Raw genomic sequence first — 13,148 nt, 5'->3', positions numbered from 1 at the left:
AAAACAGCCGCCTCATATTAATATGAGGCGGCTGTTTTGTGTTCATTTTAATTAGTCAGACAGGCTGAGTTAATTTTATTCTTTGTGACTTCTTCCGGGAAGTCGACCGGGACTTTCATCCAGCTTTTACCACGGTCGACTGAATGATAGACGCCCTTATTATTAACACCGTAAAACACACTCGGTACGTCAGATGACGTTAACAGATGAGTCACAATCGTTCCTTTGCCCTCCGGCAATCCTTCTGTAACTTCCTGCCACGGCTCATCTTTTTGTTTACGGAAAATCTTCATTTCCGTCTTTTCCCTTTCCGGCATATAAGCAGATGCCGGTCCTCTTGCACCGGAGACAAGGACAGTATCTTTATCCCCCGGGTCAGCTGCGACATGCACTAAATACGTAAAATCACCGAGACCTTCGTTATCAGTCTGCCACGATTCGCCTTTATCGTCACTCCATGCATAACCGCCTCCGCCTGCTTCATACAGCAGATTATCATCATCCGGGTGAATGATCACATTATGCACATCAAACCGGGAACCGTCTTTACGATCTTCAAATGACTCGCCATTATCAATTGAACGCATAATACCGCCAAGTTCAATGCCGGCTAGAACAAATGATTCATCCATAATACCGCTTGTTATATCTTTAACGTGATGTGTATCAGGACGCGGCGGAAAACTCCATTCGGGTTTCGACGGCAGATCCTGAAGTGCAGTCATTTCCGCCCACGTTTCGCCATCGTCGTCTGAATAATGAAGTTCGCTCGGTTCGGTTCCGACGTACAGTCTTTTAGACACAGGACTGATATGAAGCGACATAATTCTTTTCGGTAATGCATCCTCTCCGACCGCTTCAAAAGACTCTCCGTTATCCCGGCTCCGAAACAAACCGTCATCGAAAGTCCCGATGTAAATCGTCTCCGACAATTCATCAGCAGCCACTGCACGCACATCATCATAACCCGTTTCTATCTCTTTAATCGACCAGTCCTGCTCTCTGCCTGAAACCCTGAAAATTTTAGATCCTGAAGTAAAATAAATTGAAGTCATTAATATTCCTCCTTATTTAATCATCTTTCACTACCAGTCCCATCAATGCTGCCATCTGAATCGCCTGCACACTTGAAACGATGCATCCTTCCAGATCTTCGCGTTTAATACTTAATGATTCAAAATGAGATGAACTGATATCGATACCTTTAAGCGGCGTATCAACAAATCTGGCTTCTGACAAATCACAATTGTCGAAACCGATATTTTTAAATTTATTATTAAAGAAATCTGCTGTAACCATTCTCGCATTTTCAAACAGCACATTCTCAAGTTTAGATTCGCTTATTCCCGATAAGTTTAACAGTGATTCAGAAAACTTAACGTTTTTAATTCTGGATTCATCAAAACTGACGCCAATCATTTTGCAGTTAACAAATTCAACATTATGGACAGAAGCGCCGCTAAATACTGTATTTGAAAAGTCACAGTTAACAAATCTTGTATCAGTTAAATCTGCATTATCAAATTCATTATTTGTTAAATTACTGTTCTTAATTACAGTGTTATATGAGATTAACCTTCTAAGGTCAGTAGCAAGAAATTCAGCATCGTTAATTTCAATACCATCAAATATCTGATCCTCATCATTCACAATTGCTTCATAAGAAACGATTTCTAATTCGCCTGCTATTTTCAAAGGTTTTAACTTCATTTTGTCTTCCTCACTCTTCATATTTTCATTTATACCCTCATTATAAAAAACCATAACACATTAAGCGTTATGGTCCTTCTGAAAGCATTCTATTTATTTTTGAAGCTGGATCTCAATTGTTAGCTTATACAACGGCGTTGTACTCCAAACTTCATTCGAGTACAACGGCGAAATGGTGTTGTACTCCAATCCACATCTGATTAATGTTATCCTTTACCCTATATCTAGATGATAAATGCTAAAGCGCGCTTCAGGTCAAGAAAAACCAGCTTCCTCATATTGAGGAAACTGGTTAAAATTTTTTTAAGTCCCGTCTGTGCTTTTCTTATAATGAAACTGTGAAAGTAACGGAAGAATAACCACTAAAATCCAGAATTCTGGATTTTTAATATTAAATATATCACCTTCTGGCTCTCCAACAAAAATGTTCATTGCCATAACGATTAACCATATAAAAGCAATAAAGACCAAGAAGTGATTTCTTCGTTTCCTCTTCTCATCAGCAGATGCTATCTTTTTTGATTCTACTTCTTTTTTCTCAAAAATAGCCATAATAAAAATAATTATCGCAGTCAGTATAAATGGTCCATATTGAATGTACCATTCAGTGCCGGGAAAAAAATCAGTAATAATAAGAGTCAGTAATGAGATAAATACTAAGAGTAGTAAAAAATTGCTTTTTGACACGCTAACAACACCTTGTTTTTTATTTAAAGGTTCAATAACCTGGGGGTGGGAGAAATATTTAAGCTTCTCTTGCTTTAACTTTGTTGTAAACACTGCCGAGTAACGGTAAAGCAATAAAAATTATCCAAAATTTTGAGCTGTATATACTAAATAGTTCTGTCGACGGTTCTCCGATAAAAATATTCATACAAATAACTACTAAACTGAGTGAGATAAGCAGAAAAAGCCGGTATATTATTGGCGCGTCTTCACTTCCTTCTTCGTTATCACCTTTTCTGATGATAACTGACAGCACACTGACAATTCCAACGGCAATTATTGGACCGTACTGTATATACCATGGAATTTCATGAAAGAAATCCAAAATGATAAGATTAATAAAGGTCGCATATAATGAGACTCTTAATAATTCATCTTTAAGCACGCTAACAACACCTTGTTTTTTTATTTAAAGGTTCAATATCCGAGTGTAAATCCAAGCAGCATCAGAAATAATTAAAATATCATGCACTCATCTGTCTTTCTGCCACTTTCACATAGTCCTTGTTTAGAATCGGAAGAGCAACAAAGACTATATAAAAACTAAAGTCAGTTATGTTAAATATATCGTTTCTCGGTGCTCCCACAAAAATATTCATTCCCGCAATCAGAAGTATAATAGACACCAGAATAAGAGTCGGAATGAAATTAACATTCTTTGGTTTTTCGGCTGTTTTATCTAGTGTTTCGTCCTCTTCTCTATCCATATTCCAGATAGTAATAACAGCAGTAAGAGAGCCGAATACAAACAGTGTCCCAAATTGAATGTACCAGGGAATCCCATTAAAGAAGTCTGTAGCAATTAATATAATATATGAGATGTACGAGGGTCCCAACAAAAATATATTTTTAAACATCTGCAGCAGCACCTTATGAATCATTTAATGATTTAATACCCAAATGTAAAAAGTAATATCATAATTTATCGTATAAAGCGTCACCATATGGCTACAATTTCTCTCCCCAATATATATTAATCACCTGCTGTTGGAGGTTACCTTCAATATCATTAATTCTGAATATATTCTCTTATCAATTCAAAAGTATTTTCAAGCGCATCGGTATGCGTGCGTTCCATGCCGTGGCTGCTTGCCACACCTGGTCCAATCAGCGCAGCTTTAATGTTCGCACCGCCGCTCATGGCTGCTGATGCGTCGCTGCCGTACATCGGATAGATATCCACGGCATAACTCAATTCTTTATCTTTTGCATAATTAATCAGTTTAGTCGTCATATCGTAATCATATGGACCTGACGAGTCTTTCGCGCAAATCGACACGTCATATTCCGTACATTCAAGATCGAGTCCGATGCACCCCATATCCACTGCCAGCAGTTCTGTAATATCTTCCGGAATCCATGCAGCACCGTGCCCCACTTCTTCGTAGGTCGAGAAGATAAATTTCAGATTTGTCGACGGCGTTACATTTTCCTGCTTCATCATTTTTAAAATACTGACTAAAATTGCAACTGATGCTTTATCGTCTAAGAAACGCGATTTTATAAAGCCTGAATCCGTAACGACGACTTTCGGATCATAAGCGATAATATCACCATTCTGAATGCCGATATTCTGTACGTCTTCTTTACTTTCAACACGTTCATCCAATTTTACAATGAGGTTATCGATATCCCGCTCTTTTGTAGCCGCGTCTTTAAATACATGAATTGACGGTGATTTAGACAGAATCGTTCCTGTATATACCTTGTCATCGCGCGTAATAATGTCGCAGTATTCCCCGTCCAGTGTCGGTGTTAAAGGGCCGCCAAGTTTAGTCAGTGACAAAGTGCCGTCTGAGTTAATTGAACGGACCATCAGACCTAAAGTATCCACGTGGGCACTCAAACCTCTAGTGACTTCAGTATTTTCACCGTCTACCTGAACAATCAGGTTCCCCTTCGGTGTCGTCAGTGTCTCGTAGCCGATATCTTCAATTGTTTCCCGTAAAAAGCTGACCGCATTAGTCGTGTAGCCTGTCGGACTGTTAATTGATAAAAGCTTCGTCAGAAATGAAATGGTACCGTCTCTTTTAAACATATTATAAATCCCCTTTGTGTTTAAGTATTTGCCTCAATTATACATTAATTTCTGCTGCTTCGTTGCTCCTTACCTTCTTAGAAAAACGACTAAAAAATCAGTGTCTGTCACCGCTTCAACACTATGCTTTTCTTTTGCTTCCACAAAAAGAATATCGCTGGATGTTAAAGTATACTCTTCTCTGGAACAATCGAATTTCACTTCACCTTTACGCACGATAATAAATATCGGGTCTTTGGAGTCGTGTTCTGGAATAATTTCGCCTGTTTTCAGCTGAATATTAACGATATTCGATTTATCATGTCCGAATACTTTTTTCAGTGACTTTTCTTTACCCGCAAGTTCATTTTCAGTATGAATCAGTTTTGCCATATAATCTCCGCTCCTTTTAGCTGCCATTATACATTACAGCAGAAAAAACTCCCCGACTATGCAGTCAGGAAGTTTTCAAATTTTATGCTTTCATTGTTTTGCTTTTAGCCGTTGCAAGCTGGCCGCCCTCGTCGAGGAAACGTTCAACGCCTTCAGCTGCTCTGTATGCTAGTGCACCGATTGTCGGTGTTGGATGATGCCCGCCAAATTGCGGGAAGGCCGAACCGCCGACAACAAATAAGTTATCCACATCCCACATTTGCAGGTAGTTATTTACAGCAGATGTTTCCGGATCGTCTCCCATTACCACACCGCCGGTGTAGTGTCCGCCTGAAAACACATTATCGAATTCTTCGGCAATTTCATCATCTTCAATGATGTCAGCGCCCATTTCTTCCATAATTTCATGGCATTTTTCTACACCAAATTCTGCGATCGGACGTTCATTTGAACCAAATTTATAAGTAACACGCAACAACGGATCTCCATACTCATCCTTATACGTCGGATCAAGATCCAGGTAGTTGTGCCAGTACGACATCGCGATGCTGGTATACCATATCTGAAGCGCACTATAGGCATATTTCAGTGATTCCGCCTTATAATCTGCACCCCAGTTTGATACTTCTCTCGTGTAGTTATTACTGCTTGAAATCGCTCCGAAACCATATTGTCTCAGTTCAATTGCTCCGCCGCCGATAAAGTCGAGATCTGAATGGTCGAAGTTATCCGCCGCGTAGTCATTGACTGCGGCACCTAATGCCCCTGCCCCCATGTACAGGTTGAATTTCTCATTTTCAAAGAAACCTCTGACCCCGTGGAAAGCAGAGTTATGCTGCCCGTTAAAGTTGCGGCCGATCAGCCCTTCACGTGTTTCCGGATCGTACTGCTCACCGATATCAGAAAGCATTAACAGTCTGTTGTTTGTAAATGCAAACGCACACAACGCAACAACGTCGGCAGGCTGCTCATATTCTTCTCCTGTTGTTTCATCAACATACATGACGCCTGTAGCTTTTTTAGTATCTTCGTCATAAAGAACACGGCGCACGTTTGCACGTGTGCGAAGTTCAAAGTTGTCGTGTCTCATCGCTGTTGGAATAACCGTAGCAAGAGGGTCTGATTTCGCATCAAAGTCACACCCTGCTCTCGTACAGAATGAGCAGTACATGCATGCATTTAACTTTTCCCCGTCCGGGTTTTCATAGTTTTGCGACATGTTCCCTGCTGCAATCTGGAATGGATGCAAACCAAGATTTGTCGCAGCGTCTTTGAAAATTTTTAGAGACGGTGTTTCATTTAAAGGCGGGTTTGGCCACGGTTTATTTCGTTCAGGTGCCAGCGGATCCTGCTCACCTGAGATTCCTGCCGTATCTTCCCATTTCTCATAATAAGGTTCCAGTTCTTCATAGGTAATTCCCCAGTCCTGAAGGTTCATATCCTCTGGTATCTTATCTTCTCCATAACGGTCGATTGTCTGGCTGCGAATTTCAAATTCATATGGCCAATAACGGTAAGACGCTCCTGCCCAGTGTACACTCGCACCGCCGAGATCTGCACCCAGCTGGTTATCTGCCATCGTTCTGACCGGCAGGGCAGTTTCATCTATTTCATTTCGTGATGTTACCGTATCACCTCGTAATGGCTGCATGATTTCATAACGGTTATCAAACCGCAGTTCGTCTTTTACACCGATATAGTCACTTCTCGTTGCGTGATTACCTTTTTCAAGGCCTACTACTTTTTTACCTGCTTTGGCAAGTTCTGCACTGACTATACCGCCAGCCCAGCCCATGCCGACAACAACAGCTTCAACTTTTTCGAGTTTTTTGGCCATTACATTCCGCCTCCTTGATATGCTCTCAGACTTTCAGGCTCCAGTTCTACGAACTCCTCAGAAGTAATCTTATCCATCCAGCCCATACGCGGCCCGGGATACTGAATCATCTTCCAGCCTTCCATGTTTTTATTGCCGCCGTATACCGGGTCGGCATAGACGCCTTCAATTGTTGTGTTTCTAAGGAGGGAAAAGAATGCTTCCGCACGCATGCCTGGAATTTCGACATCTCCTGATTCGAATGCCTTCAGAACTTCATCCTGTGTATCTCCATCCAGCTTCACAAACTCTTCGTCGTGTTCTTCAACTGCATATTCTCTTAAACGTCTGATTCCGAGTATGAACATTTCACCGCGGGTTAGTTTCTCCTGACGGCCGTGTGTATCGGATGCCATTGGCTCGAAAGGCCCCATGCGGTAATCCGTTCCATTCGTTCCCCATGTACCGTAAAGTTGTCTGTCGATGAAATAAGGAACACCGAGTTCAATAGCACCTGGCCCGTTATCATCCTCCGGATAAATCCGCTCTGTTGCTGCTGCAAGAGCTGCAAAATCTTCCTGCCTGCTGATGAAAGTACGTGCTGCAAATTCAGGTACATCAGCGCCGCCTTCGCCGCCCGATGCAGTGTCTCCGCCGGTATCCGTTTCCGCTGTTTCAGATTGCTGATCAGAACCGAATTGGAAACCTGTTAAACCGCCTAAAAGTGCACCTCCGGCAATACCGCCGGCTGCCACACCTGTCGTCTTCAGGAAGTCACGGCGTGAAAATTGTTTTTCATTTTGTCCATTATTACCTGATGTGTGTTTGACCATGGAAATTATCCCCCTCTTTTCTTTGATTAAAACATAACATAATCTCATAGCAAGTTTAATACGCATTCACAAAGTTGTCAAAACTACTGGAGAAAAAATATACGTTATATGTATATTTGTACATTGTAGACAGATACAGCAAAAAATCTTAAAATGAAAACATTTATTTGCTGCGGAGAATAGAAATGAAATATATGACCAGGACAGCAGTGAAATGAAGCTTGTTTCGCTCATGCGGGATACATATGTGGAAGTTCCGGGCTATGGTGAAAAGATGCTGGGTTACGTCCGTTTCCGTAAAGACGAAAATAACGATTATGGAAGAGTTGAACGCCAGCAGGAAGTGATTGCGAAACTGACGAAAGAAGCTGTAAATATACAGAATTTCGTCAAACTGCCTAAACTGCTGGGAATGGCAGATCCATATATCGACACAAATATTGATAGTAAAACGCTTCTTTCAATGGGAAAAGGAATAATTTCTGATAAAGACCAGGCCATCGAAACACTAAGAATTCCAGTAGACTATTCATACGAGAATGCATATACCGGTGCGGGGGCAGTTCTGGATATTGATGTGGAGGAAAATGAGCAGCAACTGCAAAACTTTTTATCTGTCCAGGCTCAGTAATATGTATGAAATATGTGTAACATAATTGCAATGATAAGCTTCCTGTGGTAATTTGGCCGTAAGAAATAAAGTTAGATATTCAGGAAGGGGATTTTCATGAAGAAAGTAACTTTATTCAGTTCATTATTAGTCGCAGGCGCATTGACGTTTACAGGAGTCAATAACACAGCACAGGCGGACGAAATTGAATACGATGGCGCGAGAACCGTTTGGGGAACAGTAGTAGATGCAGAAAGCGATCTGAATGGCGACGGCTGGTCAAACGGCGGATACAGTCTGGACTGGCTTCCGGATAACCAGAGAGAAAGAATTTCAGAACTGACAGACCAACGTCAGGCTGGTGAGATTACACAGGTTGAATATAACGAAATAGTCACAGACATTTTTGATGAAGAACACGCACTGATTAACGGACCCTACGGCGGTATTGAAACAACTGAAGAGAATCTGGCCAGTGTTGCATTTAACGCACCGAAAACATTAGATGCGGCACCTGTAAAAGATGAACCATACAACTATAACTTTGTATACGACGGATATGAGTTCGATTTTTCTTATGATGGAAACTCATGGACATGGGGATATGAGGAAGTAGACAAAGAATACACTGATGAAGAGTTAATTCATCTCGTTCACAATAACCCCGAGGTCTTAAACGATGCACCGGTTAAAGACGGCGCTTATGACTTTAAAATATCGGATGACAAATACGTTTATCATTTCGCATCAGACGGTAAAGAATGGACATGGTCTTACGAGAATAAATAACAGTTAAATTTCAGGAAGGTGTTTTCCAATGAAAAAAGTAACTTTATTAGGTTCACTCTTAGTAGCAGGCACATTAACATTCACGGGAATAAGCGGCACAGCACAGGCGGATGAAGAAGAAGGTGCCAAAACTGTCTGGGGTGAAGTGCTGCCTGCAGACGCTGATCCGGATGGTGACGGCTGGGCAAATATCGGATTTGACGCTACTTGGATGTCACAAGAAGGACAGAACAGAATTAATGGGCTCGCAGAGTCTAAAGACAGTGGAGAAATATCACAGGTAGAGTTTAATGAGGCTGTCGCAGAGATTTTTCAAATAGAACAGGCACGTCAGCTGGACGGCTCTAATGAAAATGCTAATCCAGAGAATGACTCACAAGCAATGGTGCCTCATCAAAAAGTTGATGCTATGGATATAGATGTCACAAAGGAAAACCTGGCTAAACTGGCACTGTATTCACCGGCTGCACTTGATGCTGCACCGGTACAGGAAGAGCCTTACAACTATAACTTTGTCTACGGTGATTATGAATTCCATTTCTCATATGACGGTGACTACTGGAACTGGTCATATAGTGAATTAATGCAAGACTTCACAGATGAAGAACTGATGTATCTTGCTCACAACGATCCTGAAGTTTTAAATGAAAATCCGGTGAAAGCCGGCAAGTATAACTTTAAGCTGTACGATGACGATTACGTTTATCACTTCATGTCAGATGGTGAAATGTGGAAATGGTCATATGAAGAAAAATAATATTAAATAGTGAAGCGAACATACTGCAGGAAATCTTCCTGCAGTATGTTTTTTTCTGTAAAACGAGTATAATTAACAGATACATTGAATGAACGAGAGGATGAATATTTTTGGCAAAAAGTGTTGTACTTGCTGAAAAACCTTCAGTAGCACGTGACATTGCCCGTGTGCTGAACTGCAGTAAAAAAGGTAATGGTTATTTAGAAGGCAGTAAATATATTGTGACCTGGGCACTTGGACATTTAGTGACGCTCCAGGACCCTGAAAAATATGATACAAAATATCAAAAGTGGGAACTCAACGATTTACCTATGCTCCCTGCCCCGCTGAAATTGACTCATATTCCGAAAACGACAAAACAGTTTAAAGCTGTCCAGTCCCAGCTGAAACGTCAGGATGTTGATGAGATTATCATCGCAACAGATGCCGGACGTGAGGGTGAACTCGTTGCCCGCTGGATTCTCGATTATGCGAAAGTAAATAAGCCGGTAAAACGTCTCTGGATTTCTTCAGTTACTGATAAAGCGATTGCGAATGGATTTAAAAATCTTCAGCCTGGAAACAAATTCATTAATCTTTATCAGGCAGCCGCTGCAAGAAGTGAAGCGGACTGGTATGTCGGTTTAAACGCGACCCGTGCACTGACGACAAAACACAACGCCCAGCTTAACTGCGGCCGTGTACAGACACCAACACTCGCAATTATTCAGGCGCGGGAAGAGACAATTAAAAACTTTAAACCGAAAACGTTCTACGGACTTGATGTCGTTACGGATAAACTGACCTTTAAATGGACAGATGGCAAAGGCTACTCGACTTTCGATGAAAATCTAATCGATAAAGTCAGCCAAAAGCTGAATGCTGCTTCATTAACTGTTAAAGACGTTCAAAAGAAGAAAAAGAAACAATTCGCTCCTGGTCTGTATGATCTGACAGAACTGCAGAGAGATGCCAATAAGATATTCGGCATGTCTGCAAAAGAAACACTGCAGACGATGCAGGCTCTGTATGAACGTCACAAAGTACTGACGTATCCAAGAACGGATTCTAAATTTATTTCGGAAGATATCGTGGATACATTAAAAGAGAGAGTCGAAGTCAGCGGCATCGGCCAGTTCAGTAAAGTTGCGGCACGTATTTTAAGAACACCACTTAAAACAAACAGTTCCTTCGTCAACGACAGCAAGGTAAGCGATCACCATGCTATTATTCCAACTGAAAGTCCGGTTTTCCTTGCTGACTTTACAGAACGCGAAAAACGGATTTATGAATTAGTTGTTCAGAGATTTATGAGTGTGCTGCTGCCGCCGTATGAGTATGAAGTGACAACTGTCACTGCTGAAATCAACGGTGAACAACTCGAAGCAAAATACAACAGAGTATTAAATCAGGGCTTCAAAATTGTTTATAAAGAAGAATCGTCTGACATTACAACTGATGTAAAACAAGGTGATAAACTGACTGTAAACAAAATCAGGAAAACAACAGGCGAAACAACCCCGCCTGCACGTTTCACGGAAGCATCACTGCTTCAAGCTATGGAAAACCCTGCGAAATACTTCCAGATGGACAAAGAACATAAGAAAACACTGGCAGAATCCGGCGGGCTTGGCACAGTCGCAACACGGGCAGATATTATCGATAAACTGTTCAATACTTTCTATCTGGAGAAGAACGGCCAGGCAATTAAACTCACTTCAAAAGGAAGACAGCTTTTAGATTTGGCACCGGAGATCTTAAAATCCCCTGTCACTACTGCTCAATGGGAAACCCAGCTTGAACAGATTGAAAAAGGTAAAATGAACAGACGGAAGTTTATCGAAGATATGAAAGAACATACGAAAGAGATTGTCAGAGAAATCAAGGCGAGCGAGAAGAAATTCAAGCACGATAATCTCACAGGCAGAGACTGTCCTGAATGCGGCAAACCGCTGCTGGAAGTCAAAGGCAAAAAAGGCACGATGCACGTATGCCAGGACAGAGAATGCGGATATAAACGCAACGTTGAAAAAATAACGAACGCCAGATGTCCGAAATGCAAGAAGAAAATGACGCTGAGCGGCTCGGGTGACGGGCAGGTTTTCAGATGTGTCTGCGGGCACCGTGAAAAAATGTCGAGCTTTGAAGCGCGGAAGAAAAAAGAAAATAAAGGCCGTGTGGATAAGAAAACCGTTAATAAATATGTGAATCAGAAAGAAGAACCGATAAATAATGCACTGGCAGAACAGCTGAAGAAACTGAAGCTGGATAACTAATATCTGCTGATACTGGAGAGAATGTGATGAACAGCGGAATATTCACTTTTGCAGTTATACCTATTATTGTGCTTGCTGTATTTATAATCAGTTCAGCTGCTTAGACAGAAAATATATAAGGGTAAACCTTAAAATTTTTAGGCATGGCATTTGAAGAGAAGTTTCCTACTGAGGATGGAAAGATCCTTATAAAAAAGCATAAATGATGTATTATATAGCCAATTACGGTTACAGATATCTTGTAGAAGACTATCTGGAAGTATTGGAAAACTGATAAACTAAAAATAACCCTTCAACGTTCACTTAGCAGTGAACGTTGAAGGGTATTATTATGGGTTTCATCGGTTTTAAGAGATATATTGTATCTAAAGTAATTGGGGTACATATGAAATGATGTCATTCCAGCCCCAGCCCAAAATTTAAATCTGCAAAGTTCAATATTACTTATCAAACATATAGCCATTCAATTTCAACGGTTCAATATATTCCCCGTCTTTATATACGCGCATGTTGCCGCCTGAAATTTCATCAATCAGCAGCACTTCACCTGTTTCTTCATCACGCCCAAATTCCAATTTAATATCATATAAATCCAGCCCTTTTTCAGCAAGCTCTTCTTTAATCACTTCACTGATTTTAACTGTTAGACTCACTATTTCATCATACTCATCCGCATTTAAAATATTCAGTGCCTCAAGTGCTGCTTCATTAATAAACGGATCCTGTCTTTCATCGTCCTTTAAAGTCATTTCAACGTAAGCAGGGAGCTCAGCGCCCTCTTCAATATAATCTCCGTAACGGCGGATAAAGCTGCCTACTGCTTTAAAACGACAGATAACTTCCAGCCCTTCTCCGAAAACAGATACTTTTTTAACTCTCATCTCGCGGTTTTCAACATCTGCACTTATGTAATGTGTCGGGATATCTGAAGCATTTAATTTTTCGAAGAAAAAGCTTGTCATTTGAAGGCCGGCAATTCCAGATCCTTCAATTTTTAAACCGACCTGATTTTCACCTGGATCAAATACACCGTCTTTTCCTGTCATATCATCTTTAAAATATAAAACAGTTTCACCATCATCATCTTTGTAAACGTCTTTGGTCTTACCGCGGTAAATTAAGTCCAATTGAATACACTCCTATAATCAATTTATCATGTTTCATATTTTACTTGTTAAAATTGAGTTAATCAAGTTAAATAACGAATGTATTTTTATATAAATTATAAAATGTTCGGATTAT

Annotated in this window: 14 protein-coding genes; 4 read left to right on the top strand and 10 right to left on the bottom strand. The window is 40.7% G+C overall.

Translation table 11 applies throughout. The annotated features are described in order from the left end of the window. Positions 1–47 precede the first annotated feature (47 nt). The 9 genes from DFR63_RS08940 to DFR63_RS08900 all read right to left on the bottom strand — a co-directional run bounded on the left by DFR63_RS08940 (position 48) and on the right by DFR63_RS08900 (position 7,495). Entirely contained in the window at positions 48–1,055 is a 1,008-nt protein-coding gene (locus DFR63_RS08940; protein WP_115885605.1) for a beta propeller repeat protein, read from the bottom strand. Between the two features lie 16 nt (positions 1,056–1,071). After that, positions 1,072–1,710 (bottom strand): pentapeptide repeat-containing protein, encoded by a 639-nt coding sequence (locus DFR63_RS08935; protein WP_162842331.1) that lies wholly within the window; start codon positions 1,708–1,710, stop codon positions 1,072–1,074. 303 nt (positions 1,711–2,013) lie between these two features. After that, a complete protein-coding gene (locus DFR63_RS08930; protein WP_162842330.1) occupies positions 2,014–2,511 on the bottom strand; it encodes a hypothetical protein in 498 nt (165 codons plus the stop codon). Continuing rightward, positions 2,456–2,821, bottom strand: a complete 366-nt coding sequence (locus DFR63_RS08925; protein ID WP_115885602.1) for a hypothetical protein — start codon at positions 2,819–2,821, stop codon at positions 2,456–2,458. The genes DFR63_RS08930 and DFR63_RS08925 overlap by 56 nt, the downstream gene beginning before the upstream one ends. Positions 2,822–2,900: 79 nt before the next feature. Next, complete coding sequence (locus DFR63_RS11830) at positions 2,901–3,293, bottom strand: hypothetical protein (protein ID WP_115885601.1); 393 nt, start codon at positions 3,291–3,293, stop codon at positions 2,901–2,903. Between the two features lie 152 nt (positions 3,294–3,445). Then, on the bottom strand, positions 3,446–4,474 hold the full coding sequence (locus DFR63_RS08915; RefSeq protein WP_115885600.1) for a M42 family metallopeptidase: 1,029 nt from the start codon (positions 4,472–4,474) through the stop codon (positions 3,446–3,448). Between the two features lie 69 nt (positions 4,475–4,543). Further along, entirely contained in the window at positions 4,544–4,846 is a 303-nt protein-coding gene (locus tag DFR63_RS08910; RefSeq protein ID WP_162842329.1) for a cupin domain-containing protein, read from the bottom strand. Positions 4,847–4,928: 82 nt separating this feature from the next. Further along, the gene (locus DFR63_RS08905; RefSeq protein WP_115885598.1) at positions 4,929–6,683 is read right to left on the bottom strand and encodes a GMC family oxidoreductase; all 1,755 of its coding nucleotides are present in this window, start codon (positions 6,681–6,683) and stop codon (positions 4,929–4,931) included. Then, positions 6,683–7,495 carry a gluconate 2-dehydrogenase subunit 3 family protein gene (locus tag DFR63_RS08900; RefSeq protein WP_115885597.1) on the bottom strand — a complete coding sequence of 271 codons (813 nt, stop codon included), beginning with the start codon at positions 7,493–7,495 and terminating at the stop codon, positions 6,683–6,685. Before DFR63_RS08900 ends, DFR63_RS08905 begins: the two co-directional genes overlap by 1 nt. A gap of 214 nt (positions 7,496–7,709) precedes the next feature. On the opposite strand from DFR63_RS08900, the gene DFR63_RS08895 reads away from it, so the two are divergent. From DFR63_RS08895 to DFR63_RS08880, 4 genes are all read left to right on the top strand, one after another. Next, complete coding sequence (locus DFR63_RS08895) at positions 7,710–8,126, top strand: LCP family protein (protein ID WP_115885596.1); 417 nt, start codon at positions 7,710–7,712, stop codon at positions 8,124–8,126. A 96-nt stretch (positions 8,127–8,222) separates the two neighbouring features. After that, entirely contained in the window at positions 8,223–8,894 is a 672-nt protein-coding gene (locus DFR63_RS08890) for a hypothetical protein (protein ID WP_115885595.1), read from the top strand. Between the two features lie 28 nt (positions 8,895–8,922). Next, complete coding sequence (locus tag DFR63_RS08885) at positions 8,923–9,651, top strand: hypothetical protein (protein ID WP_115885594.1); 729 nt, start codon at positions 8,923–8,925, stop codon at positions 9,649–9,651. 110 nt (positions 9,652–9,761) lie between these two features. Next, on the top strand, positions 9,762–11,906 hold the full coding sequence (locus DFR63_RS08880; RefSeq protein WP_115885593.1) for a DNA topoisomerase III: 2,145 nt from the start codon (positions 9,762–9,764) through the stop codon (positions 11,904–11,906). Positions 11,907–12,346: 440 nt separating this feature from the next. Here DFR63_RS08880 and DFR63_RS08875 read toward each other — a convergent pair whose 3' ends face one another. Then, a complete protein-coding gene (locus DFR63_RS08875) occupies positions 12,347–13,033 on the bottom strand; it encodes a phosphoribosylaminoimidazolesuccinocarboxamide synthase (RefSeq protein WP_115885592.1) in 687 nt (228 codons plus the stop codon). Positions 13,034–13,148: the final 115 nt, after the last annotated feature.

Origin of the sequence: Jeotgalicoccus halotolerans, from assembly GCF_003387165.1 — a bacterium.
GTDB lineage: Bacteria > Bacillota > Bacilli > Staphylococcales > Salinicoccaceae > Jeotgalicoccus > Jeotgalicoccus halotolerans.
The sequence above is the reverse complement of the archived record's forward strand: the minus strand, read 5'-3'. Positions and strand labels throughout refer to the sequence as shown.